Consider the following 23,957-nt stretch of genomic DNA (forward strand, 5'->3'; position numbering starts at 1 on the left):
TAGTAAACAATACGGCTTTATAAATATGATTCAACAGGAGCCGAGTAAGCTCCTTAATATAAGACTACGGTTTACTATGATGCCTCGGGACATTGATAAACATGAGCGCTAACTAACTCTGGCTCAGCAGTAGTTAAAGGAATCAGTTGCACTGCATTGCCTTTAAGGCTGATAACTCGTTGGCTTAGCTCTTGTTTGCCGTTATCGCTGTCTAAACTTTGTGGGTCTACGTTAAATACCCCTAGAATATTACAATCAACCACATCGGTTGATTTCTCGGTAATCATCACACCTTGGTTTTGTTCCGGATCAGAGCTTGAACAAGCTCCCAGTAAGACAATGGCGCTGGCAACAATTAGAGATTTTTTCATCGCGATTCCTACAATTTCAACGAATTAGTAAATAAAGGATATTTTTCTTATCAATAGCTTAGTAAATTTTGCCCAGCTATGAAAACAATTTGATGCTTAATTGTTGTTTGTGTTGCGCAAGGTTGAAAATGGCCTAGCTTAAAACCATAATTTGGAAGTTGGTGAGCGGATAAAAAGCAAAAAAAAGCCCAGTTGATTAACTGGGCCTTGTTGATACTAAATTGGCTTATTTGCCAATTAAGATGCGTAACATGCGGCGTAGCGGTTCTGCCGCGCCCCAAAGCAATTGGTCACCCACGGTGAAGGCAGAAATGTATTCTGGACCCATGGTGAGCTTGCGAATACGACCAACCGGAACACTAAGTGTGCCAGTTACCTTGGTAGGAGTAAGCTCTTGAGCTGATAGTTCACGGTCATTAGGAATCACTTTCACCCAATCGTTGTGAGCGGCTAAAATTTCTTCAATCTCAGCCACTGGAATATCTTTCTTCAGCTTAATGGTAAGCGCTTGGCTATGACAACGCATAGCGCCAATGCGCACACAAATACCATCGATAGGTGTTTGGCTGTCACTGGTGCCTAAGATTTTGTTGGCTTCTACTTGGGCTTTCCACTCTTCTTTGCTTTGACCGCTCGCTAGAGGTACGTCAATCCATGGGATTAAACTACCTGCTAGTGGCACGCCAAATTGATCGGTAGGGAAGTCGTCACTACGCATTTTATCGGCCACTTTTCGGTCGATGTCTAAAATGGCAGATGCTGGGTCAGCTAACTCGGTGGCAACATCGTCACGAATCTCGCCCATTTGGCTGATTAATTCGCGCATGTTGCGGGCACCCGCGCCAGAAGCCGCTTGGTAAGTCATTGGGCTAACCCATTCAATAAGGTCTTTTTCGAATAAGCCGCCAATCGCCATCAACAGTAGTGAAACGGTACAGTTACCGCCTACATAGGTTTTTACACCCTTGCTTAAGGCTTGGTCTATTACGTCACGGTTTACTGGGTCTAGTACAATGACTGCATCATCTTCCATACGAAGAGCTGAAGCGGCGTCAATCCAGTAACCATCCCAACCACTTTCGCGTAGTTTAGGGTAAACGTCTTTGGTGTAATCACCACCCTGACAGGTGATAATGGTGTCCATGGTTTTTAGGCTGTCGATATCGAAGGCATCCTGCAAGATGGTTTCGCCGGTGCCAACATCTGGACCTGCAATACCTACTTGAGAAGTACTAAAAAAAACCGGAGCTATGTGGGCAAAATCGCTCTCTTCGCGCATACGCTGCATTAACACGGAACCCACCATGCCGCGCCAACCAACCAAACCTACTTTCATGGTCCGTTTTACATCCTTTATTTTATGATCTTTGTGTTTGCTGTTTAGCTAAACAAGTACGTTTAACCAATCCTTGAGATTACCACTGGCAAGCCTGTAACACTAGCGCTTATCAAAGAAAATTGAGCGCTTTTCGACCACTATTTGCCAAGATGAATACAGCGTTAATTAACGTGGGCCGGTTGGAAAGTTAACCACCTTGGGAGATTGGCGCTGATCTTCGCCAATATTGATGTTGCGGCTGCGACGCTTTCCTTGGGAGTAACGGTCGTAGCAGGCGTCGGTAATGCCCATTTCTTGGCAGAACTGAACGAAGCTGGCAAAGTCCTTGCCGCTAAAAGCGTTGTCGCTGCGGGTGAGTTGGCTGTCGATGTAGGCTTGGGTGCCATTAAAGTTGATATTGGCGCAGGCATCATAGGGCTGACCATATTCACTTACTCGGATAGCGCGCACCATTTTAATTTCGAAAATCCAATCGCCAATTCTTAAACAACGTTGATCAAACTGTTCCATTTTGATTCCTTTAAGCTAAATAATTTGGCGAGATAATAAGAAGCCGCTCACCTTAAACCCTGTGAGCTACAGCACAAATTAAGCCAAATATTTAGCACTTAAAAATCAAAGCCTTAGTCCTGCTGGTGGGAAAATGTGTCGCTAATTAACGACAGTGGTGGGGGAATTTGCGGTTTAAATCTAGTCTGCTAGCAACAAAACTTTACACTTATATCTTAAATCAGTGACTTAGCTCGATTATTCATCATATGAATTAACTGTCTCTGTTTGGCGACAGTGGGATTTTTGTGCATCTCTGGCATTATAGTCGGCTGTTTGGATTGTTGTTCCTCGCTAGGGATAGTTGTTTGATAAATTTTCGCGTGCTGGCCTCTATTCGCCGGCTTAGTTTTTGGGCCTTAGCCACCTTGGGTTTGCCGCTATTACTTAGTTTATTGCTCGCCTCTTACTACTTGCAGCAAGTGTCTATGCAAGGCCAGCAAACTGCATTCTTATCAGCACAAGTGGTGTCGGCAAGTAAACGTTTAGATGAATCTCTGCTGGATTTAGAACGCAGTGCTCGTCAATTTAGAGTGCTAGCAGATGAAAATCGATTAAAGCTCTATCAGCGGCAATGGCAACGGGTATCTAAAGGCTTGTTTGAACTGCGTACCGGCAGCGATGACAAGGAACTATTGCAGATTGTTTATGAGTTAGAGCAGCAATTGCAATCGCTCAGCGAGTTAATGGAAAGCCCGCAAGCTTTACAAAGAGTGGCGCTAAACATTCAATTTAAGCGCTTTGCCAGCTTAAGTCATCGTTTTGACCAGCGCAGCCAAAGCTTAATCAATGAACTGGCCATGGCCCTACAAGATACCACGCAACAAGCCCAGCAACGCTTGTTGTTTAGTATGGTAAGCCTGCCTATTGCCTTAGCTGCTGCGGTATTATTGGTATTGGTAATTACTCGGCCTTTGCAACAACTGCGGCCACAAATTGCCCGTTTAAAGTCCGGCGAATTTGAGCAAGCCATTAAGGTAAGTGGGGCTACCGAAGTGATGGCGATAGCCGATGCACTGGATGATATGCGTTTACGCCTATTAAGTTTAGAGCAGCAAAAAACCGCCTTTATTCGACACATTTCACATGAGCTAAAAACGCCGTTAGCGGCGATTCGTGAAGGAAATGAATTGCTTTACGATAACAGCGCTGGGCCGCTTAATGCCCAGCAGCAGGAGATTACCGAAATACTGCGTGATAGCAGTTTGCGCTTGCAGCAATTGATTGAAGCCTTGCTCGATTTTAATTTACTGTTGGATACCCCTGGTGAACAAGTCCATCATCCGGTGGACTTAAAGCCACTGATTGAAAAAGTCTTGGCAAGTCATCGCTTAAGCCTGTCTAGCCGAGGCTTAAGTCCCAAGATAGAGCTGGGAGAGAGCCACGTGATGGCCAATCAAGAGCAGTTGCGGGTGATTGTAGATAACCTATTGTCGAACGCGATTAAGTTCTCACCGCAAGCTGGGGTGATAAAATTAGGTTCGTTTGCCACGGTAAACGGCGTAAGTTTATATATTGACGACGAAGGCGAAGGCATTGAATACGAACTACAGCAGCGGATCTTCCAACCCTTCGTGCAAGGGAAAACCGCCAAAGATCCGCGTTTAAAAGGCAGTGGTTTAGGTTTAACGATTGCCAAAGAGTTAGTTGAACGACAACACGCCAGTTTGCGTTATCAGCGCTTAGAACAAGGCAGTCGATTTGTCGTAGAGGGCTTACAAGGAAGCGAGTTAGATGAAAGTTAAATTGTACGTAGTGCTGCTTAGTATCGTAACGGGAATACTTAGCGGTTGTGAGTTAACACGCCCCAATCAACAAGTGGTGCCTGTTAGCGACGCTCAGCAACCAGAGCTAGGAGAGTTTGACCCTGCAGCCTACTATTTAAACCTTGAGACCCTTAATGAAGATCAGATATTCAACGAGTTAGAGTTGTTATTACTGGATCCGCAACAAGGCAACAACGGTATTAAACTTGGCCTAATATATGCCTATAAAAAGTCACCAGTGAAGAATCCGCACCGCGCTCATGCGCTGTTTAATAAGGCCTTAGCTAGCGACCAAGTATTTACCCAACGTGGCATGCTGGTGGCCTTGAACGACCAAATTGCGGATAGCTTGCGTTGGCTACATAAATACGAAGATCTCGCTTCTACCCAGCAGCAGCAAGAAGATTTACTGCAGCAGCAAATTGGGGCATTAAAAATGCAGCTAGATGAACTCACGCGAATTGAGCAACAACTAAATGAACGAAATTAATCATCAAGGCGGAAAGTTATTGGTTGTCGATGACGACCCCAGCCTACTGCGCCTAATAAGTCTGCGATTACAATCGGCTGGATACGAAGTACATGCGGTAGCTAGCGCTAAAGAAGCCTTGGCTGAACTGGAAAGTTACCCCGCTCAGCTAGTTATTAGTGATGTGCGCATGGATGGTATGGACGGCCTCGCCTTGTTTAATGCGATAAAGCAGTTGTACCCTAGTTTGCCAGTGATGTTACTCACTGCTCACGGCAATATTCCCGATGCGATTGCAGCAACTCAACAAGGGGTATTTGGTTATTTAACCAAACCTTTCGATAGCCAAGAATTGCTGGCAAAGGTGGCTGACGCCTTGCAGCTTCAGCCAAATGTTACCGAAGGCGAAAGCCAACAGCCACAAGCTAGCTGGCGCAGCGAGATTATTAGTCGTAGCCCAATAATGGACGTGCTGATAAAGCAAATTCAGCAGGTTGCGCCCAGCGATGTAAACATCATGATTCAAGGTGAAAGTGGCTCCGGTAAAGAGTTGCTGGCTAAGGCGATTCACCAAGCCAGTCAACGCCAGCAAGGCCCGTTTGTTGCGGTTAACTGTGCAGCCATTCCCGAAGGTTTGTTTGAGTCTGAGCTATTTGGCCACGCTAAAGGGGCTTTTAGTGGCGCGGCGAATGCCCACCCTGGCTTATTTCAAGCAGCCAATGGCGGAACCTTATTTTTAGATGAAATTGCCGATACGCCCTTAAGCGTGCAAGTTAAGTTGCTGCGCGCATTGCAGGAGCGAGAAGTGCGTCCGGTGGGCTCAACCAAAAATATTCCCGTTGATGTGCGAATTGTTTCGGCGACTCACCAAGATTTATATCAAGCGGTGCAACAACAGGAGTTTCGTGAAGATCTCTATTATCGCCTCAATGTGGTGGAGCTGGGCTTGCCGCCTTTAGCAAAACGTAGAGAAGATATTCCCTTGCTGGTGCATCATTTCAGCCAGCAAATTGCTGATCGCCAAGGCAGTGCCTTAAAAACTTACTCGCCAGAGGCAATGTCGAGCTTGGTGTCGGCACGTTGGCCCGGCAATGTGAGACAGCTTATGAATGTGGTTGAGCAAACTAATGCTTTGTCTACTGGGCCACTGATTCCAGCGCAATTAGTTCAGCAAGCCTTGCGTGAAAAAGCTGAGTTGGTGAGCTTTTCTCAGGCTAGAGATGAGTTCGAGCGAGGTTATTTAGCGCGCTTGTTGCGCCTAACTCAGGGGAACGTGAGCCAGGCAGCGCGCTTAGCGATGCGTAATCGCACCGAGTTTTACAAACTACTGGAGCGCCATCATTTGCGCCCCGAGTCGTTTCGCGCTTAAAGGTGCTTTTCGTTAAAGCGATCAACAATGACGGCACAAGCGGCGTCACCGGTGATGTTTAACGAAGTACGGATCATGTCAAAGATACGGTCCAAGGCAAATAATAGCGGTAGGCCTTCAATAGGAATGCCTGCTGCTAGCAATACCGCTACTACTAGGAATGATGGCCCCGGCACGCCTGCCTGACCAATTGCACCTAGGGTTGCAGTGAAGATAATTGCTGCATAAGCCGCTAAGCCTAAATCTACTTGGAACATTTGTGCAAAGAACACCGCCACTAAGCCGTAGTAAATGGCGTTACCACTCATGTTAATGGTGGCTCCCAACGGCAGTACAAATGAGGCAGTAGCTTTAGACACTTTTAGCTCTTCTTCAACCACTTCCATAGTTACCGGCAGCGTCGCCATTGATGAAGAGGTAGACAAAGCAACCGCTTGAGGCTTTTTCATGGCGCTCATAAACTCGCGCACCGACATCTTGGAAAATAGCTTGATGGTGAGCGGGTAGAATATAAAACCGTAGATAAGAATCGCCGCCACGTAAACCGCAAATAACTTGGCTACTAAGCCCAACATAGCAAAACCAAAGGTGCCTACCGACTCTGCCATAAGGCCGAATACGCCAAGCGGGGCAATTAGCATTACGATGTTAATCATCCAAATGAATGCACGAATAATGGTGTCTAAGCCACTCATAATGGGTGCTGTTTTATCGCTAGGTTGTTTTGACAGCGCAATACCAAAGAACAAACAGAACACCATGATCTGCAGAATATTTGCATCCATTAGAGAAGCAAAAATATTCTCTGGGATCATGCCGATAACCGTTTCCATCACGCCAGGTACGGCACCTTTATCGGCGTATTCGCTAGAAAACATATCGCTGGCTTGGCTTAAGTCGAGGCCGGTTCCTGGTTGGAACAGCGAGCCCATTACTAATGCCAACGCAACGGCTACCGCTGAGGTGGCCATGAAAAAGCCAAAGGTAGAAATACCAATTTTGCCAGCGGCAGGGCTATTACCTAAGTTAGCAGCGCCAGAAATAATGGAGACGCCAATTAGCGGAATAACCAGCATTTTAATCAAATGGATAAAGATTGCGCCGAGTGGGGCAAAAATGGCAGCTTGCTCACCCATTACTGCGCCAACTACCGTACCAATAATCATCGCTATGACTACTTGTACGCCAATATTTTTATAGAGGGGTTGTGCGGTGTCCATCAAGTTTCCTGTTGTGAATAGTATTATCAGTGCGTTTGATGGTCGCGCATTGTACTGCAATTTGTATCCAAGGGCATTATATAAACCAATAAATAGACAATACTTGGTTTTATATGTCGTTTCGGGTGGTGGGGATTTAGCTTTGCTTGAGGTCTTATTGCGTTTATCGCGCTAAACAATTCACGTTTATTAGTGCTAACAGGCTATTATGTCGAACTTTTGTTACTTAGCTATTCCATTATGCATACTTTAGAGCAACTTCGTTCCGGCCAACTACGCCAACACACTCGTATTAATATCAAAGACAACCTCGAACAACTGCCAGAAGATTTTGCAGAGTATTGCCCTCTGGTTGAGGTCTTAGATCTTAGTGATAACCAATTGCGGGCTTTGCCAGAGTCACTTAGCCAACTGCAAAACTTGCGCATAGTGTTTGCCTCTAATAACCAGTTTGAAGTATTGCCAGAAGTGCTGGGGCGTTGTAAAAATTTAGACATGATAGGCTTTAAGTCTAATCAGATTCGAGAAGTCTCTGCCGCGGCTTTGCCAGTTAAATTGCGCTGGTTAATTCTTACCGATAATCAAATTGAAAGCCTGCCAGAACAACTGGGTGAATGTAGTGAGCTACAAAAGTGTGCCTTAGCTGGCAACCGTCTTACAGCCTTGCCACAATCGATGAAGCAATGTCGTAACTTAGAGCTACTGCGTGTTTCTGCCAACTGTTTAAATAGCTTCCCAACTCAGCTGCTGGAGCTACCTAGACTGGCTTGGTTGGCCTTTGCAGGCAACCCTTTTTGCCAAGCTTTTGAGCATGGTTCTGGTCTAGCCAAATTCTCGCTTGATGACTTTGTGGTCGACAAAGTTTTGGGGCAAGGTGCTTCTGGAGTTATTTCGTTAGCTCATCCTAAATCTGACGTAGATTTGCCCAGCAGTGTAGCAATCAAAGTGTTTAAGGGAGAGGTGACTAGCGACGGCTACCCCAGTGATGAGCTAGATGCCTGCCTGCATGTTGATCAACACCCTGCCTTGGTTAACTTTATGGGTCAAATAGACCAGGCTGATTGCTCGGCCGTAGTGATGAAGTTGATTCCCGAACACTTTAGCAACCTAGGCCAGCCACCTAGTTTAGCCAGCTGCACTCGAGATACCTTTTTACCAGAGCAACAACTGGGTATTGAAGCGATTGCCAAAATAGTTGAGCAAATGCAAAGTTTGCTCTCTCATCTACGTGAGCACCATATGTGCCATGGCGACTTATATGCACACAATGTGCTGGTGGATGAGCAGCACAACATTGTATTAGGCGATTTTGGCGCAGCCTCGCATTACGAATATTTGTCGCAGGAAGTGCAAGCTAAACTAATACGCGTTGAGCAACGCGCATTAGCATTCTTTATCGAAGATATGCTAAGCATTTGCCAAGCTAGCGAGCAAAGCTCGAACACTTATCAGCAGTTAAATCAATTGGCTAGTAAGCTGCTTGAAGCTTAGTTTTTCTAACTAGCACCTCAAAGCTATGAGCTGCTAAAAATTCTTTATTCTGCTTTTTCTTCCACACCTTCATTTACTTGGCGACAAGCCAAAATAAATTCGTGAGCTTCTTTTTTGGTTTCAGCAATTTTTACTGGCGAATCTACCACTAATTCAAACTTGCTCATGTAGATGCTGGGCAGGCAAAGGTGGCGCTGAGTCATGTCGGAAAAGATGTCGATGTTATACAAAAACTCACCGCCCTCAGAATATACATCCAGCGTGGTACTGCCGGTGAAATCGATTAAGAAGGTGGCATTTTGGGTGGCGTCTTCGCCGTTAATTCTCGGCTGCTCACCATCACGGCGTTGGTTAATGGTAATACTTTGCGAGGGTGAACCACCGTCTGCTCTAAAGTGACGAATTTGGGTAATGGTTTCGCTATCACCTGCAGAGCCAGGGAAAGAAGTCGCAGGAGGATAAAAAGTAACAGCTAATTGACTACGTGGTTGATCGTCTTCAACAGAACAGGCCGCCAATAAGGCAGAAAGCAGCGCAACAGCAGCAATACGCGGGGACAACATTAGAACTCCTAAGTAAGCAACAAGGCTAACTACCTTGTTAGCTATTATCATCCCTGAGTAATTACTGAGCTTTTTACAGAAAGCGTTTAACAGACGCAAGTGAAACTTTTAATTGCATGCTAACTATCGGTATTTATTTTAGTTTTTGCGAGATTAATAACACAAAGCTTACTAATTGCTTGGCTGTAAGCTCGGCAACGGTTGCCTAAAAATCTGTACATGATATTTTCGTTGCACGAATTATTGAAGGATCTCAAGCCATGCCAAAGGCCAGTGAAATAAAAAAGAATGCCGCTATCGAACATAACGGTAAAGTATATTTTGTAAAAGACATCGCCAAACTTACTCCAAGCGGACGTGCCGGTGCTAGCTTGTACCGCATGCGTTTATACGACGTAGCAACAGGCGCAAAAGCTGACGAAAGCTTTAAAGCCGATGAAATGATCAACCTAGCCGATGTAAGCCGCCACCAAGTGATGTTTTCTTACATTGATGGTGACGAGTACGTGTTTATGGATAACGAGGACTACACCCCTTACAACCTAAACAGCGAAACCATCGCCGATGAAATTCCTTTTATCACCGAAGATACCGCTGGCATGCAAGTGGTTACCGTAGACGGTGCCCCCGTAGCGGTAGAACTGCCAGCCAGTGTTGAGTTGGTGATTGTAGAAACCGACCCTTCAATAAAGGGTGCTTCGGCCAGTGCTCGCACCAAGCCCGCCATTTTAAGCACCGGTTTATCGGTACAAGTACCTGAATATATCGCTAGCGGCGAGAAGATTAAGGTAAGCACTACCGAGAAGAAATTTATGAGCCGCGCAGAGAAGTAAAACGCTTCGATAAAGGCTAGATGTGCAAAGCAGCTTTAGGGCTGCTTTTTTGTTCTAAATCTTTCTAAAGTGCTTAATAACTTTAAAAGTAATTGAAGAGTTGTTGTAGCTAATAATTTCTATTACCGCACCTTTATAGTTAATTATGTTTGATTTACTCATGTCGTATTCAACGTTATTCGTAAATGCTTGGCGTGCTGTCCCACCAGCAAATTCTCGATATGAAATATTTATTTTCGAACCAACTGAACCGTTGTATATCAGCGTCTGCTCAAAAGCTGAAGAGGATTCAACCGTTTTTGTAATCACCTCGGTTTGCGCTTCTTCGTAGCAAGTAGCATTTTTTACAAATACGGTAGATACGCATAAGCCTTTTTTGTCGTTAGGTGAAAGTGCATATGGAGGGTCAACCAAAACCCCTGGTGTTACAAAACCTCCATTAGATGAATAATGCGAAAAGTATATGTTTCCTTCATTGTCCGCCCCCAACTCTTTATAGTGACCCTGTCCAATATTGTAGTAAGCCCCGTCGATGGTTTTCTTTACTGAAAGGTACCTATCTGTAATCTGGATTCCTTCATTGATTAAATAATCTCCAACGTAGACTTGTGTTTCTTTACCTATCGGAGGGAGTGTAAAGGTATTCGTTTGAGGTTGCGCATTTAAAGGGATACTTGAAGAACATCCTGTTAGTGTGACAAAGGCAATTAACACAAAAGCTGTAGCAAGTTTTTTCATTTCTTATCCATGAAATTTTTAGAATTCTGCAAACTATTAGAAGTTAATTTAAACTACAGTGTTATGACATTCATCAACAGATGAGTTGGTTCGCTAGCTTTTCGCCGTTGGCGACTTACTTTTCTTTGACGGGCAAAGAACAGTAAGCAAAAGAAAGCCCGCCCCGCATCACCTTCATCCTGCGTTGCGCATCATCTAGCGCGCCGCGGCAACTCGCTTCGCTCAAACAGGCCTTAGCTTTATCGCTAGATGACTTACGCTACTCGGCGGTGATGAGGGATAAAAAAACAGCCTTTCGGCTGTTTAATATTTTCACTAAATTGGAACTTATTTAACTTCAACTTTTGGTTGGTAATAAAATTGGTAGAAAGCGCGACCATTAGTATTAAGGTCTTCTATCGACCACTGATTTGTTCCGCAATCCCAAGTGCCTACCCCACCACTATATAGTCCAGCAAATGTGCGGTCAGAATTGAATGACAGCCAAGAAAAACCTGCTAACCCATTTTTGTTATAAAAAGCAGAATAGGTGACACCACCGCTTCCATTTCTAGGGTGTGTAAGTTGAAACAACCACTCTCGTTGGTCGTTTACATCTCTACACAATATCTCACTTGGCCAACCCGTTTTTAACTCAAGGGATGTAATGTCTGCTTGTGAAGGCAATGAATTAAGTGCAAGAGGCAAACAGCAGGCTATAAGTAACTTTTTCATGATCATCCTTGTGGTGTTAATATGAAGGTGACTTTTTTATCATTAACATCATGAAAGTACAATAAAATTAAGCAGCTAGGAGCTGCTTAATTTTTTAGGTGATGGTTATACTAAAAATATCTAAATCATCATCCTACCTTGGCGCATCAACTCTTCAATTTCACCTAAACTGGCTGGATCGTCGATGGTTGAAGGGATGGCGTATTCTTCGCCGTCGGCTAGCTGGCGTAGGGTGCGGCGGAGGATTTTTCCGGAGCGAGTTTTAGGCAGGCGTTGCACGATAATGGCTTGTTTAAAGCAGGCTAGTGGGCCTATTTCGTTGCGTACTTTTAGTACCAGTTCTTTAGAGACTTCTTGGTCGCTTTGCTGCACGCCGTCTTTGAGTACCACTAAACCAAAGGGTACTTGGCCTTTTAAATCGTCGTGGCTGCCGATTACTGCACATTCCGCAACCGCCGGGTGAGCGCCAACCACTTCTTCCATTTCGCCGGTGGATAAGCGGTGGCCGGCCACGTTAATTACATCGTCGATACGCCCCATTACAAAGAGGTAGTCATCTTCATCGATATATCCCCCGTCGCCAGATACATAATAGCCGGGAAATTGCTTTAAGTAGGCAGATTCAAACCTAGCTTGATCGCCCCATACCGTAGGTAAACAGCCGGGTGGTAACGGCAGTTTGATGGCAATAAAGCCTTGGGCCATTGGGCCGCAAACTTCACCCATTTCATCTAATATGCATACCTGATAACCAGGTAGGGCTTTGGTGGCGCTGCCGGCTTTTACTGGCATGCGTTCTAGGCCAAGTGGGTTACCGGCAATGGCCCAGCCGGTTTCGGTTTGCCACCAATGGTCGGTTACTGGCTTGTCAGTTTTGTTGATAGTCCACTCTAGAGTAGGGGGATCTAAACGCTCGCCCGCCATGAAGATATCTTGCAAATGGCTTAGATCGTAATCTTTAACTAAGTTGCCATCGGGATCTTCTTTCTTGATGGCTCGAAATGCGGTGGGTGCTGCAAACAGTACTTTAACTTTGTATTCGCTAGCGACTCGCCAAAATGCCCCGGCATCGGGCGTGCGCACCGGTTTACCTTCATACAAAATGGTGGTGCAGCCGTAAATTAACGGGGCGTACACTATGTAAGAGTGACCCACTACCCAACCTACGTCGGAGGCGGCCCAGAAGACATCGCCCGGTTTTACGTTATACACCGCTTGCATCGAGTAGTTCATCGCTACGGCGTGGCCGCCGTTATCGCGCACTACGCCTTTAGGTTTGCCAGTGGTGCCAGAGGTGTAAAGGATATACAGCGGATCGGTGGCATCAACTGGCACACAATCGGTAGCTTGCGCCTGTTGTTGTAGCGCTTGCCAATCTAGGTATTGCTGGTTGAACTCAACAGCTTGCTGAGGACGTTGCCAGACTAATACTGGGGTATCCATCTGTTGGCTTTGTTCTAAGGCTAGGCTAATCATCGGCATATAGTTGATGACTTTTGCCCCTTCTAAGCCGCAGCTGGCAGTAAGAATCACCTTGGGCTGAGCATCGTCAATTCGCACTGCCAGCTCTTGGGCGGCAAAGCCCCCAAATACTACCGAGTGAATAGCGCCTAAGCGCGCGCAGGCTAGCATTGCAATGGCTGCTTGCGGGATCATTGGCATATACAGCACCACGCGGTCGCCTTTGCTTACGCCCTGAGCGGCTAGCATGCCGGCGGTGGTGGCAACTTCGTCACGCAGTTGGGCGTAAGTAAATTGTTGCTTTTGTTCGGCTACGGGGGAGTCGTAAATTAGTGCGGTTTGCTCGCCGCGGCCATTTTCACAGTGGTAATCTAGCGCAAGGTAAGCGGTATTCATGCTGCCGCCTTTAAACCAGCGGTAGTTACCATGTTCGTCTTGACTTAAGGCGTGTTCTGGTTGGCTATACCAAGCCAGCTGCTGAGCTTGTTCTAGCCAAAATTGTTCGGGGTGCTGCTTGGCATTGTTTGCTTGTTGCTGATAACTCATAGTGTGCTCCTCGTCCCTAAGCTGTTTACCACTTGGCAAGGGAGAATGTTGTTAGCTTCAATTTAGTTACTATAGGTAACTTAAAAACTATCGCTGGGTACCCGTACCCAACCTTCCATTAGTATTCTGGCGCTGCGACTCATACTCACCTTAGTCACCTGCCATTGCTGCTTATGTTGTTGTGCTTGTGCGCCCACTTTAAGGCTGCCGGAAGGGTGGCCAAAGCGCACTGCTTCACGCTCCCCACCACCGGCTACTTGGTTCACCAAGGTGCCTGGAATCGCCGCAGCGGTGCCAATGGCTACGGCTGCAGTGCCCATCATCGCGTGATGTAGTTTGCCCATGGATAAAGCGCGTACACATAAGTCGTTGTCTTCGGCTTTTATTGTTTTGCCGCTGGAACTTGTATAGCTTTGAGATGGCGAAATAAAGGCAACTTTAGGCGTATGTTGGCGTTGGGCGGCTTGCTCTAGTGAATCAATTAAGCCCATTTTCAAGGCGCCGTGAGCTCGAATGTTTTCGAACCTGGCTAAGGCTTTTTCATCGGTGTTGATGTCTTCTTGTAGCTCAACGCCACTGTAACCTAGCTGCTTGGCATCAATGAAAATGGTGGGTATGCCAGCGTTAATCATGGTGGCTTGCAGGCTACCAATGCCAGGAACCTCTAGTTCTTCGCATAACTTACCGGTAGGAAATAAAGCGCCATCGCCGTCGGCGGGGTTAATAAATTCAATTTGCACTTCTGCCGCTGGGAAGGTCACGCCATCTAACTCAAAGTCGCCACATTCTTGCACTTCGCCTTCAACAATTGGTACATGGGCAATAATGGTTTTTTGAATATTAGCCTGCCAAATGTGCACACTAGCGATACCATTTTTTGGAATAAGCGAAGGCTCGACCAATCCAGTATTTATCGCAAAAGCACCTACGGCTGCAGTTAAGTTGCCGCAGTTACCGCTCCAATCAACAAAGGCTTTGTCGATAGACACTTGCCCAAACAGGTAATCAACATGGTGATTCGGCTGTTGGCTTTTCGCCAAAATAACCGTTTTACTGGTACTGGAGGTAGCGCCGCCCATGCCATCAATTTGTTTGGCGTAGGGATCTGGGCTGCCAATAACCCGCAGCAGCAAGTTATCTCGCGCAGTGCCGGGTTGCTGGGCAGCTTCGGGCAAGTCATCAAGCTTAAAAAACACCCCTTTACTGGTGCCGCCGCGCATATAGGTGGCTGCGATGCGTTGCTGTTTTACATGCTTCATCTCTGCCTCCTAGTGAGTGGCTGCGCTTTTTTCTCAAGAAAGTCTTGAGCAAAGCGTTGCAATACTCCGCCCGCTTGGTAAACCGAGACTTCTTCAGCGGTATCTAAACGGCATACCACGGGTAGGTCTAGGCGTTCGCCGCTGGTGCGGGTAATCACTAAGGTGAGTAACTCACCGGGCGCGGGTGTGCCGATTACATCAAAGCTTTCGCTGCCATCAATCCGGTAACTATGGCGGTTGTTACCCTTGGTAAATTCCAAAGGTAGCACTCCCATGCCTACCAAGTTTGTGCGGTGAATGCGCTCGAAGCCTTCTGCCACGATGACTTCTACACCCGCCAAGCGCACGCCTTTGGCTGCCCAATCTCGTGATGAGCCTTGGCCATAATCAGCACCCGCCACAATGATTAATGGCTGCTTGCGTTGCATGTAAGTTTCTATGGCTTCCCACATGCGCATTACTTTGCCTTCGGGCTCTACTCTGGCCAGCGAACCTTGCTTTACCTTGCCACTTTCTTTCACCATTTCGTTGAACAGTTTCGGATTTGCAAAGGTGGCGCGCTGGGCGGTTAGGTGGTCGCCTCGGTGGGTGGCGTAAGAGTTAAAATCTTCTTCAGGTAAACCCATTTTATCGAGATAAGCACCAGCGGCGCTGTCTAGCATAATGGCATTAGAAGGAGATAAATGGTCGGTGGTAATATTGTCACCTAATACCGCCAATGGGCGCATGCCTTGTAAGCTTCGCTCTCCGGCTAAAGCGCCTTCCCAATAGGGTGGGCGACGAATATAGGTGCTTTGTGGTCGCCACTCATAAAGAGGAGAGCTGGCGCTGCCGTAGTCCACTTTTAGATCGAACATCGGCTGGTAAACCTTGCGGAACTGCTCGGGTTTTACGCTTTGTTTTACTACCTCATCGATTTCTTCATCAGTGGGCCAGATGTCTTTTAAGGTGAGCGGATTTCCTTGAGCATCGTGGCCTAAAGCGTCTTTTTCTATATCAAAACGAATGGTGCCGGCAATTGCGTAGGCAACCACTAAGGGCGGTGAGGCTAGGAAAGCTTGTTTAGCATAGGGGTGAATGCGGCCATCAAAGTTTCTATTACCCGATAGAACGGCAGTGGCGTAAAGGTCTCGCTCTATCACCTCTTGCTGAATGGTTGGGTCTAAGGCGCCACTCATGCCGTTACAGGTAGTACAAGCAAAGCCTACGATGCCAAACCCAAGATGCTCTAAGTCGCCTAGCAAATTGGCTTCTTCTAAATATAGTTGCACTGCTTTAGAGCCGGGTGCGAAGGAGGTTTTAACCCAAGGTTTGCGGCTTAAACCCAATTGCTTGGCTTTGCGAGCCAATAGGGCAGCGGCAATAACGTTGCGTGGGTTGGAGGTATTAGTACAACTGGTAATGGCGGCAATAATACAGGCGCCATCTGGCATTAGGCCATCTAGCTGTGGAACTGGTGAAGCAATGCCTTGGCTGGCTAAATCTTTGGTTGATACGCGGCGATGTGGATTAGAAGGACCAGCAATATTTCGGCCAACGCTAGATAAATCGAAACGCAGTACGCGTTCGTATTCAGCGCTTTGTAGATCGTCGGCCCAAAGGCCAGTGGTTTTAGCGTAGTTCTCTACCAAGCTGACTTGTTCGGCTTCACGTCCAGTGAGTTTAAGGTAGTCGATGGTATTGTCATCGATATAAAACATCGCCGCTGTGGCGCCAAATTCTGGTGTCATATTGGAGATGGTAGCTCGGTCGCCCAAGGTGAGTTGGGCAGCGCCTTCACCATAGAATTCTAAGTAGCTAGATACCACACCTTGTTCGCGTAAAAACTCGGTAATGGCTATTACAATGTCGGTGGCGGTAATACCAGCTTGGCGTTTGCCCACTAGCTCTACGCCAATAATATCCGGTAGGCGCATATAAGAGGCGCGCCCTAACATTACATTTTCGGCTTCTAAGCCGCCCACGCCAATGGCTATAACGCCCAAGGCATCAACGTGGGGAGTATGGCTATCGGTGCCCACAAGGGTATCGGGAAAGGCCACGCCATCACGTGCTTGAATCACTGGCGACATTTTCTCGAGGTTGATTTGGTGCATGATGCCGTTGCCAGGGGGGATCACGTCCACGTTTTCAAAGGCGGTTTTACACCAATTGATGAAGTGGAAGCGGTCGTCGTTACGGCGATCTTCAATGGCGCGGTTTTTTTCAAAGGCATCGGCTTCAAAGCCGGCGTGTTCCACTGCTAAAGAGTGATCAACAATTAGCTGGGTGGGCACTACTGGGTTAACTTTGGCGGGGTCGCCGCCTTGCTCGGCAATAGCGTCACGTAGGCCGGCTAAATCCACTAAGGCAGTTTGGCCCAATATGTCGTGGCACACCACACGAGCAGGATACCAAGGAAAATCTAGGTCGCGCTTGCGCTGAATAATTTGGCTAAGTGCCGCGTTAAGTTTCTCGGGCGGGCAGCGGCGCACTAGGTTTTCTGCAAGTACTCGCGAAGTATAGGGCAGACCCGCATAAGCACCAGGCTGAATGGCTTCTATAGCGGCGCGGGTATCAAAATAATCCAACTGGCTATTGGCCAGCGGTTTACGGTATTGGCTATTCATAAGGGTTTCCACAGCAAAAAGGAAAAAGCAGTGGAGCCTGCGCTCCACTCACTGACTTGATTAGTTGCGCTGCTCAATCGGCAGGTAACTGCGTGGCTCGCTGCCGGTGTAATCGGCGCTGGGTCGAATAATCCGGTTATTGGCGCGCTGTTCCATAATGTGCGCCGCCCAACCACTTACCCGAGAACAAACAAAAATGGGGGTAAACAGTGGGGTGGGAATATTCATGAAGTGGTAAGCGCTGGCATGGAAGAAATCGGCATTACAAAACAGCTCTTTCTCACGCCACATTACTGCTTCTACCCGTTCTGACACCGCGTATAAATGTTTATCGCCAGTGGCTTCACTAAGCTTTTTCGACCAGGCTTTAATCAATGCATTACGTGGGTCGCTAGTGCGATAAATAGCATGACCAAAACCCATGATTTTGTCTTTGCGGGCTAACATCGCCATTATTTCGGTTTCGGCTTGCTCGGCACTGGTCCAATTTTCAATCATCGCCATGGCTGCTTCATTTGCTCCGCCATGCAGTGGGCCACGCAGCGCGCCAATAGCACCAGATACCGCAGAGTGAATGTCGGACAGGGTGGAAGCTATCACTCGGCCAGTAAAGGTTGAGGCATTAAATTCATGCTCGGCGTATAAAATCAGCGAACATTGCATCACTTGCTCGTGTAATGGGTCTGCGGGTTTGCCATGTAGAAGTTCTAGGAAATGGCCAGCAATAGAGTTGGCCGAACTTTGAGTCGAAATTCGCACTCCCTCGTGACTATACCGATACCAATAACAAATAATGCCCGGCAGGGTGGCAAGCAAGCGATCGCTATGCTGTTGCTGCTGGCTAAAGTTGGCTTCAGTCTCCAGGTTGCCTAACATGGAAACGCCAGTGCGCATTACATCCATTGGGTGAGCATCTGCGGGAATTAGCTCTAATACCGCTTTAAGCGCTTCGGGTAATTCGCGCAAATTATGTAGGGTATCGTGGTAGGCAGCCAGTTGTTCGCGATTAGGCAACTCACCGTGAAAAAGTAGATAGGCAACTTCTTCGAAGGTGGCTTGTTCTGCCAACTCACTAATATCGTAGCCGCAATACGTTAGGCCTGAACCACTTTGGCCAACGGTGCATAATTTGGTTTCGCCTGCGCTTTGGCCGCGTAAGCCTGCGCCTCCTAGGGCTTTTTGTACCATGGTATTCTCCTTCATTCCTTTGGCTTAAGCGGCGAGGCGTCTTTGCGCCGGTTTTCTGCAGCTTAAGTGTGGCTCTACCGCTAAATCTTTGTTCGGCTGGCAGAGTCGGTTCACGTAGTTTGATTAATCTTGTTTAAATAGTTGGTCGAGCTTTTGTTCGTAGTCGTGATAACCCAAGTAGTCATAGAGTTCGGCACGGGTTTGCATGCTGTCTACCACATCTCGCTGGTGGCCATTTTCGCGTAGACTGCGATACACATTTACCGCTGCTTGGTTCATCGCTCTAAAGGCCGATAACGGGTAAAGCACCATGTCTACGCCAACGCCAGCTAGCTCTTCGCCACTAAATAAGGGGGTTTGGCCAAATTCAGTAATATTGGCCAAAATCGGCACCTTTACTGCTTCGGCAAACTGTTGGTATTGCTCTAGGGTGAGCATGGCTTCGGGGAAAATCATATCAGCGCCGGCTTCAACATATTGGCAAGCACGCTCAATTGCGCCGCCCATCCCTTCGATTTGCAGAGCATCGGTACGCGCCATGACTACAAAGTCGGGATCGACTCGGACATCTACCGCGGCTTTAATTCGGTCGACCATTTCTTGGCTCGATACAATGGCTTTATTGGGGCGATGGCCACAACGCTTCTGTGCGACTTGGTCTTCCATGTGCACCGCGGCTGCGTCGGAGCGAATCATCTCTTTTACCGTGCGAGCAATGTTAAACGCGCCGCCAAAACCAACATCAATGTCTACCAATAACGGCAGATCGCAGGCAGCGGTAATGCGGCGAACGTCTTCTAATACATCGTTCATGGTGGTAATGCCTAAATCGGGTAAACCGTAGGAGGCATTGGCAATGCCACCACCTGAAAGGTAGATGGCTTTATGGCCTTCGCGCTGCGCCATCATTGCGCAGTAAGGGTTAATGGTGCCAACAATTTGCAGAGGGTTTTGTTGGGCAACCGCTTGGCGAAAACGTGCGCCAGGCGAGAGTGGTGACGGTGTAGAGGCACTCATTTAATTCACTCCTTGGATTTGAGTAGCCGAAGCCTTGGCTTCAGAGCTTTGGTCGGGAAGTTGTTTGATATGTTGTTGTTCTATGGCCTTGCGAGCACGCGCAATGTGACGACGCATTAGCATCTCGGCTAACTCGCCATCACGATCGGCCAGTGCTTGCCAAATGGCCCAGTGTTCTTTGAGCGCTCGCTCGGGACGCGAAACCTGTTTGGCAGCTTGATAGCGATACATGCGCAGTAAGTGGTAGAGCTCGTCGCAAAGCAGGTTAACTAGGCGCTGATTAGCACTGCCTTTAATTATGAGATAGTGAAAGTCGAAATCACCTTGTTGCTCAAAATAGGCCTTGCCTTGATGCTGCTGCAGATAGCTTTGGTGATGTTCCAGCAAGGCTTTAAGTTCTTCGAGTTGAATTGTCGACAATTGTTCTGCCGCTAAGCGACAAGCCATGCCTTCAAGTGCTTCACGCACCGAGTAAATATCTAGCAGCTGTTGGTGGTTTAGCTGCACGACTCGCGCGCCAACATGAGGGACGCGCTCCACCAATCCCATGCCTTGAAGTTTTAACATCGCTTCACGCAATGGGCCGCGACTCACCCCGTAATGCCTTGCTAATTCGGGCTCGGAGATCTTTTCGCCTTGGGCGATTTGTCCGCTCACTATGGCTTCGATTAAGGTATCGCTTAAGTTTTGCGAGAGTAAATTCTGTTTGTCGCTGAGCGATTTTGCGGGACTAAGTTGAGACATGTATGGGTAACACTCAGGTTGTATGAATGTTGCACAGTGTAGATCAATTGTTACGCAGCGATCAAATTATTGTCGACAATTTATGCTTATACTTTAGTTTAACTAGCTTGATAGGGCGTTATTGGCTGGGTTTTGTTAACAAAGTGTCAGCATTGCAGATTATTGTCGACAATGTTGAAGCGCGGTGTTTTAAGCTTAAGTCGCTTTTTCTTGGGTATTTGGGGCTTAGCAGTTGCGTGGAGGTTTTGCGGGTTTTATTAAACCAAGGTCTAGCTAATTCTTAATTGGGAAATAAGCTTGGCCGGCACATTTACCTGCCACTCCTTAAACTGATTGAGGCTTTGTTCAATGGTACTTAGTTGCACAAACTTGCAATTGTGTTTAGGTACATCGGCATGCGCTTGCTGCTTGAGGTATTCGAGTATTCCGGAATCAGGTGCTAAATAAATGCAGTGGCTAAGTTGGTTTTGTAAACACCAGCCAATTTGCTGCTGCATAATGGGCAAGCTTTCAGGAGTGAGAAATTGCCAATGGCGAATATCGAAAATAGCGGCCCAAGGTTTAGCGCCATATTGGCTCATTTCCTGTTGAATGTCGCTGCGGTATTCCTGAGTGGTGGTGACATTCCAGCTATCATAAAGCTGCGCTAACAAAAAACCTTGCTCGGAGTGCAGTTGGTAATACCCATGACTGGCTGGATGCATCTATACCTCTATCTTACTTATGAATAAGACTTGCTGTGTCACCCTAGTCTTATTACTCACCCTAGTCTTATTACTCATCATAGTCACTATTAAACAAGCAAATAGAGCTAACTGCAAATACAGGAATAGAGAGCTGGTCCAAAGGCCGTTTTAGTATTTATAGCTAAATTAATCATGCAATTACGTCAAATATGCTGAATAGAAATCTGCTTACAAAAAACATCAAAAATTGTTTGTTAAGTCGCTTGTTATTTGAGCAGACGCACGTTATGTTGTGCATTCAATCAATTACTGCAAAGTCGAGGCAAGGATGACACATCGTTTATGTTCAGCACATCGCTCAGCCCGACGTCTGTCAGTCAGCTCGTCTCGCGTAGGTCATAATAAACCCGCGATGCGAAATGATAGGCCATGCAGCTAATTTAAGATTGAGTTACCTACCAATTTTACCCGAGCTGCGAAGTGTCGCAGTGAAGGAATTCTAATTTACCCTTTTTTCTAGCTGTGTCACTTCGCTCTCTATCAAGGAGAACGAGACATGATGTCATTAAAAATTCGCGTACTAACTTTTACCGTAGAACTATTGCTACGCTACCAAGCTCATTTAGAAACCCAGCAATGGCTTAAGCAGCAACGCCAACAAAGCTGGCGCGTAGAGGGAATTAACGCCCACATGGCCAAAGATATTGGCGCTGATCCAGATGGCCGCTTTAGAGCTAAATTACAGCAAGCAGAGCCTGCAACTAAAGTGAACGATCTTAAGCAGCAAACCAGCCATAAAGCATGGCGCGCACGACAGCAAACGGTGAAAATAAACACGTAAATCAAGCGCCCTTCGGGGCGCTTTTTATTGATAAGCAAAGTCACTATTCATAAAAGTTATGAATGAAGCCCTTTATATAACCTGACTCTTGATTACAGTGAATGGTAAAGTCGCTACGCTTACCGGAGAGTGGACCGACGGAATCTTTAAGCTCTACCCTGTCGACGTTGCAATCATGCAATAAGTTGTACTCGATATTCGCCCATACAGTATCCATTTTGGTGTAATCCATTGATATGAAAGAGTAAGTTGTATTCTCTGAATCAATAACTGTTCCACCAGACATAACTAATGAGAGCGTTTTGGTATGACTTGCTCCTTCAATAGTAAAACGTCGTTCAATATTTGTATGATTGTCTTCAAATTCGCTAATGTAACCAATATAAAGGTGCTTATTGATTGTGGCTTCAACATTGAAGTATTCGCTTACTTGAAGGAAGCTTTTCTCTTTATCACTGTCAGCTATCTGAACAGTGACATGACCATATTTATTGTCACCTTCTATGGGCATTAAAGAGGTGGAAATACTTGCAAGTTTGCCTTGCTCACCCGTTACCGTTACTTCTGCGTTTATACTATTTGGGTCAGAAATTAGGATGTCGGTTGTCCACCAATCTTCCCCTGAATAACCTCCTTCCCAATATAAACCGTTATGAAATCCGGTAATGCTTGGCGACAGTACAAATGCCTCACCTGATCTAACGAACCGATCGTCGGGCATTGTTATCGAAAAGTCTGCGGGGTCATAGCTACCGGCTATAGTGAAGGTTGCAATTGTGCCTCCAGTTGATCCATCTATCTCAGCAGTTAGAGTATAATTTTCCCCAGGAATTAGCTGAGTAGCTGGAGTGATGGTATATCGATACCCCACTCGGGTGACATCTACTGCTAAATGCCCTCCAGAGTACTGCTCTGAAACTGCAAAATTTACCTCTGCTAGTACCGCATCTAAGCTTAAGTCCTTGGCATAAACCGTGAAACTACCATCAGTTGGAAAATCACTATAGTGAGGTAAAGCAAAACCACCTTGCGCTGTTTTCTGGTATGACTCAAGTGTACCGTCGCTGTATAACATGCCTGTGTGTATACCTGTATTGTCCTCAGTCCAAGACCACCCTTCAGGAATCTGAGGGAAAATATTGTTGTGTAACACCGGCTGTTTGATGGCATCTCCGCCAAAAGTATCGTCAGCGCCTAATACGATGGTTTCATCTATATCGGAGCCCTTTATATAAGTATCAAAAATGGGGATAGCCCCTGAAGGCAAAACAGGTTCTACATTTGCTGAAAATTCGACCATTTGATCGCCCGTTCCGCTAATAATTAGCTTTCCGCTGTTAAATCCCCAACCTAATACCCCTTCTAAGGTTAATGGCGTAGATACTTCGTAAGAGAGGGTAGAACCGTCACCGCTCCACTCAATTTCACCTTGCATGTCCATTGCAGTGGTATTGTTAATGAGGTCGTGAGTTTGACTTACCTTAGCTTCGGTTAATAAGAAAAAATCCCCTAGATTTGTATATTGTGTAGAGCTTTGAAAGCTATCTACTTGCTGAATTTCATTTGCGAAAGTATATGTTAATGAGTGTTCACCACTCAAAGGAACGCCAATTAAACCTTCACCAGTATCGAGCTGATTAAGCAAGCTTGGGTAGCTGAGTGTTGCCGTTAACTCCGTTAATACAGGGCCGTAGCTAATATGAGATAAATCGAGCTCTATATTCCCACTTAAAGCGGTAGAGTCCATTAGCGTGCTATAGCAATTCACAAGTGAGATAGAAATAGCATCATCGCTACTGTACTCACCTGGTGTTTGTCTTTGAATGTTTATAGTAGCTGTGTCTGAAAGCTCTGGACCACATGCTACAGAGAACGAGTCTTGTCTTCCTAAGCTGTTTATGGCGCTAAGGGTGAGCTGGCTTAATGCGGCAGGGTATAAGTTAATATTATTAGCCGCGCCAACAATACTTAGGTTTTCTTGGGTAATATTAGAGCGACCGTCACTCGGATTTGTGGTTTCGGTGCTTCCACTTCCGCCGCCACCTCCACAGCCATAAAGTGAACCTGTAGTAAGCAAAAATAGACCGAAATAGGTCAAACTCTTTCCGTGAGCCATAATTCATCCCTAAAATAAAAAAGTAAGATATCAAAAAGAAGTGGTGTGATATTTGATTAGGTTCAAAA

21 protein-coding genes are annotated in these 23,957 nt (G+C 46.5%); 6 read left to right on the plus strand and 15 right to left on the minus strand.

Annotated elements, in window-relative coordinates:
- Positions 1-74 precede the first annotated feature (74 nt).
- From G6R11_RS14160 to G6R11_RS14170, 3 genes are all read right to left on the minus strand, one after another.
- A complete protein-coding gene (locus tag G6R11_RS14160; RefSeq protein WP_163133739.1) occupies positions 75-371 on the minus strand; it encodes a hypothetical protein in 297 nt (98 codons plus the stop codon).
- A 226-nt stretch (positions 372-597) separates the two neighbouring features.
- On the minus strand, positions 598-1,707 hold the full coding sequence (asd, locus tag G6R11_RS14165; protein WP_163133740.1) for an aspartate-semialdehyde dehydrogenase: 1,110 nt from the start codon (positions 1,705-1,707) through the stop codon (positions 598-600).
- A gap of 168 nt (positions 1,708-1,875) precedes the next feature.
- Positions 1,876-2,220, minus strand: coding sequence for a hypothetical protein (locus G6R11_RS14170; RefSeq protein WP_163133741.1), 345 nt, complete (start codon positions 2,218-2,220; stop codon positions 1,876-1,878).
- A 347-nt stretch (positions 2,221-2,567) separates the two neighbouring features.
- Between G6R11_RS14170 and G6R11_RS14175 the strand changes: the two genes are divergently transcribed.
- The 3 genes from G6R11_RS14175 to G6R11_RS14185 are packed head-to-tail and all read left to right on the plus strand — an operon-like array spanning position 2,568 to position 5,863.
- Positions 2,568-4,004 (plus strand): HAMP domain-containing sensor histidine kinase, encoded by a 1,437-nt coding sequence (locus tag G6R11_RS14175; RefSeq protein ID WP_163133742.1) that lies wholly within the window; start codon positions 2,568-2,570, stop codon positions 4,002-4,004.
- Positions 3,994-4,515 carry a hypothetical protein gene (locus G6R11_RS14180; protein WP_163133743.1) on the plus strand — a complete coding sequence of 174 codons (522 nt, stop codon included), beginning with the start codon at positions 3,994-3,996 and terminating at the stop codon, positions 4,513-4,515. The genes G6R11_RS14175 and G6R11_RS14180 overlap by 11 nt, the downstream gene beginning before the upstream one ends.
- Positions 4,502-5,863: a sigma 54-interacting transcriptional regulator gene (locus tag G6R11_RS14185; protein WP_304503128.1), complete on the plus strand. Its 1,362-nt coding sequence runs from the start codon at positions 4,502-4,504 to the stop codon at positions 5,861-5,863. The genes G6R11_RS14180 and G6R11_RS14185 overlap by 14 nt, the downstream gene beginning before the upstream one ends.
- On the opposite strand, the gene G6R11_RS14190 is transcribed toward G6R11_RS14185, so the two are convergent.
- A complete protein-coding gene (locus tag G6R11_RS14190) occupies positions 5,860-7,083 on the minus strand; it encodes a dicarboxylate/amino acid:cation symporter (protein ID WP_205472831.1) in 1,224 nt (407 codons plus the stop codon). The two genes, G6R11_RS14185 and G6R11_RS14190, sit on opposite strands and share 4 nt — an antisense overlap.
- Positions 7,084-7,323: 240 nt before the next feature.
- Here G6R11_RS14190 and G6R11_RS14195 point away from each other — a divergent pair, with 240 nt between their 5' ends.
- A complete protein-coding gene (locus tag G6R11_RS14195) occupies positions 7,324-8,574 on the plus strand; it encodes a leucine-rich repeat-containing protein kinase family protein (RefSeq protein ID WP_163133745.1) in 1,251 nt (416 codons plus the stop codon).
- 44 nt (positions 8,575-8,618) lie between these two features.
- Here the strand turns inward: G6R11_RS14195 and G6R11_RS14200 are convergent, their stop codons facing one another.
- A complete protein-coding gene (locus G6R11_RS14200) occupies positions 8,619-9,137 on the minus strand; it encodes a hypothetical protein (RefSeq protein ID WP_163133746.1) in 519 nt (172 codons plus the stop codon).
- 260 nt (positions 9,138-9,397) lie between these two features.
- On the opposite strand from G6R11_RS14200, the gene yeiP reads away from it, so the two are divergent.
- On the plus strand, positions 9,398-9,970 hold the full coding sequence (gene yeiP, locus G6R11_RS14205; protein WP_163133747.1) for an elongation factor P-like protein YeiP: 573 nt from the start codon (positions 9,398-9,400) through the stop codon (positions 9,968-9,970).
- Between the two features lie 54 nt (positions 9,971-10,024).
- Here the strand turns inward: yeiP and G6R11_RS14210 are convergent, their stop codons facing one another.
- The 9 genes from G6R11_RS14210 to G6R11_RS14250 all read right to left on the minus strand — a co-directional run bounded on the left by G6R11_RS14210 (position 10,025) and on the right by G6R11_RS14250 (position 20,950).
- The gene (locus tag G6R11_RS14210) at positions 10,025-10,708 is read right to left on the minus strand and encodes a hypothetical protein (RefSeq protein ID WP_163133748.1); all 684 of its coding nucleotides are present in this window, start codon (positions 10,706-10,708) and stop codon (positions 10,025-10,027) included.
- A 327-nt stretch (positions 10,709-11,035) separates the two neighbouring features.
- The gene (locus G6R11_RS14215; protein WP_163133749.1) at positions 11,036-11,422 is read right to left on the minus strand and encodes a hypothetical protein; all 387 of its coding nucleotides are present in this window, start codon (positions 11,420-11,422) and stop codon (positions 11,036-11,038) included.
- A gap of 120 nt (positions 11,423-11,542) precedes the next feature.
- Positions 11,543-13,429, minus strand: coding sequence for a propionyl-CoA synthetase (locus tag G6R11_RS14220; RefSeq protein WP_163133750.1), 1,887 nt, complete (start codon positions 13,427-13,429; stop codon positions 11,543-11,545).
- 80 nt (positions 13,430-13,509) lie between these two features.
- Positions 13,510-14,688: a 2-methylaconitate cis-trans isomerase PrpF gene (prpF, locus tag G6R11_RS14225; protein WP_163133751.1), complete on the minus strand. Its 1,179-nt coding sequence runs from the start codon at positions 14,686-14,688 to the stop codon at positions 13,510-13,512.
- The gene (gene acnD / locus G6R11_RS14230; RefSeq protein ID WP_205472833.1) at positions 14,685-17,297 is read right to left on the minus strand and encodes a Fe/S-dependent 2-methylisocitrate dehydratase AcnD; all 2,613 of its coding nucleotides are present in this window, start codon (positions 17,295-17,297) and stop codon (positions 14,685-14,687) included. Before acnD ends, prpF begins: the two co-directional genes overlap by 4 nt.
- 60 nt (positions 17,298-17,357) lie before the next feature.
- A complete protein-coding gene (prpC, locus tag G6R11_RS14235; RefSeq protein ID WP_163133753.1) occupies positions 17,358-18,485 on the minus strand; it encodes a 2-methylcitrate synthase in 1,128 nt (375 codons plus the stop codon).
- Positions 18,486-18,608: 123 nt separating this feature from the next.
- The gene (gene prpB / locus G6R11_RS14240; protein WP_163133754.1) at positions 18,609-19,502 is read right to left on the minus strand and encodes a methylisocitrate lyase; all 894 of its coding nucleotides are present in this window, start codon (positions 19,500-19,502) and stop codon (positions 18,609-18,611) included.
- Positions 19,503-20,246, minus strand: a complete 744-nt coding sequence (locus G6R11_RS14245; protein WP_163133755.1) for a GntR family transcriptional regulator — start codon at positions 20,244-20,246, stop codon at positions 19,503-19,505.
- Positions 20,247-20,515: 269 nt separating this feature from the next.
- Positions 20,516-20,950 carry a hypothetical protein gene (locus tag G6R11_RS14250; protein ID WP_163133756.1) on the minus strand — a complete coding sequence of 145 codons (435 nt, stop codon included), beginning with the start codon at positions 20,948-20,950 and terminating at the stop codon, positions 20,516-20,518.
- Between the two features lie 538 nt (positions 20,951-21,488).
- Between G6R11_RS14250 and G6R11_RS14255 the strand changes: the two genes are divergently transcribed.
- Complete coding sequence (locus G6R11_RS14255) at positions 21,489-21,773, plus strand: hypothetical protein (RefSeq protein WP_163133757.1); 285 nt, start codon at positions 21,489-21,491, stop codon at positions 21,771-21,773.
- Between the two features lie 43 nt (positions 21,774-21,816).
- On the opposite strand, the gene G6R11_RS14260 is transcribed toward G6R11_RS14255, so the two are convergent.
- Positions 21,817-23,889: a hypothetical protein gene (locus G6R11_RS14260; protein WP_163133758.1), complete on the minus strand. Its 2,073-nt coding sequence runs from the start codon at positions 23,887-23,889 to the stop codon at positions 21,817-21,819.
- Positions 23,890-23,957: the final 68 nt, after the last annotated feature.

It is taken from the genome of Agarivorans sp. Alg241-V36 (assembly GCF_900537085.1).
Taxonomy (GTDB): Bacteria; Pseudomonadota; Gammaproteobacteria; order Enterobacterales; family Celerinatantimonadaceae; genus Agarivorans.

Excerpts from the sequence above, each read along its gene's own strand:
- G6R11_RS14160 (WP_163133739.1), bottom strand. The coding sequence starts at position 371 with ATGAAAAAATCTCTAATTGTTGCCAGCGCCATTGTCTTACTGGGAGCT.
- asd (WP_163133740.1), bottom strand. The coding sequence starts at position 1,707 with ATGAAAGTAGGTTTGGTTGGTTGGCGCGGCATGGTGGGTTCCGTGTTA.
- G6R11_RS14170 (WP_163133741.1), bottom strand. The coding sequence starts at position 2,220 with ATGGAACAGTTTGATCAACGTTGTTTAAGAATTGGCGATTGGATTTTC.
- G6R11_RS14180 (WP_163133743.1), top strand. The coding sequence starts at position 3,994 with ATGAAAGTTAAATTGTACGTAGTGCTGCTTAGTATCGTAACGGGAATA.
- G6R11_RS14185 (WP_304503128.1), top strand. The coding sequence starts at position 4,502 with ATGAACGAAATTAATCATCAAGGCGGAAAGTTATTGGTTGTCGATGAC.
- G6R11_RS14190 (WP_205472831.1), bottom strand. The coding sequence starts at position 7,083 with ATGGACACCGCACAACCCCTCTATAAAAATATTGGCGTACAAGTAGTC.
- G6R11_RS14195 (WP_163133745.1), top strand. The coding sequence starts at position 7,324 with ATGCATACTTTAGAGCAACTTCGTTCCGGCCAACTACGCCAACACACT.
- G6R11_RS14200 (WP_163133746.1), bottom strand. The coding sequence starts at position 9,137 with ATGTTGTCCCCGCGTATTGCTGCTGTTGCGCTGCTTTCTGCCTTATTG.
- yeiP (WP_163133747.1), top strand. The coding sequence starts at position 9,398 with ATGCCAAAGGCCAGTGAAATAAAAAAGAATGCCGCTATCGAACATAAC.
- G6R11_RS14210 (WP_163133748.1), bottom strand. The coding sequence starts at position 10,708 with ATGAAAAAACTTGCTACAGCTTTTGTGTTAATTGCCTTTGTCACACTA.
- G6R11_RS14215 (WP_163133749.1), bottom strand. The coding sequence starts at position 11,422 with ATGAAAAAGTTACTTATAGCCTGCTGTTTGCCTCTTGCACTTAATTCA.
- G6R11_RS14220 (WP_163133750.1), bottom strand. The coding sequence starts at position 13,429 with ATGAGTTATCAGCAACAAGCAAACAATGCCAAGCAGCACCCCGAACAA.
- prpF (WP_163133751.1), bottom strand. The coding sequence starts at position 14,688 with ATGAAGCATGTAAAACAGCAACGCATCGCAGCCACCTATATGCGCGGC.
- acnD (WP_205472833.1), bottom strand. The coding sequence starts at position 17,297 with ATGAATAGCCAATACCGTAAACCGCTGGCCAATAGCCAGTTGGATTAT.
- prpC (WP_163133753.1), bottom strand. The coding sequence starts at position 18,485 with ATGGTACAAAAAGCCCTAGGAGGCGCAGGCTTACGCGGCCAAAGCGCA.
- prpB (WP_163133754.1), bottom strand. The coding sequence starts at position 19,502 with ATGAGTGCCTCTACACCGTCACCACTCTCGCCTGGCGCACGTTTTCGC.
- G6R11_RS14245 (WP_163133755.1), bottom strand. The coding sequence starts at position 20,246 with ATGTCTCAACTTAGTCCCGCAAAATCGCTCAGCGACAAACAGAATTTA.
- G6R11_RS14250 (WP_163133756.1), bottom strand. The coding sequence starts at position 20,950 with ATGCATCCAGCCAGTCATGGGTATTACCAACTGCACTCCGAGCAAGGT.
- G6R11_RS14255 (WP_163133757.1), top strand. The coding sequence starts at position 21,489 with ATGATGTCATTAAAAATTCGCGTACTAACTTTTACCGTAGAACTATTG.
- G6R11_RS14260 (WP_163133758.1), bottom strand. The coding sequence starts at position 23,889 with ATGGCTCACGGAAAGAGTTTGACCTATTTCGGTCTATTTTTGCTTACT.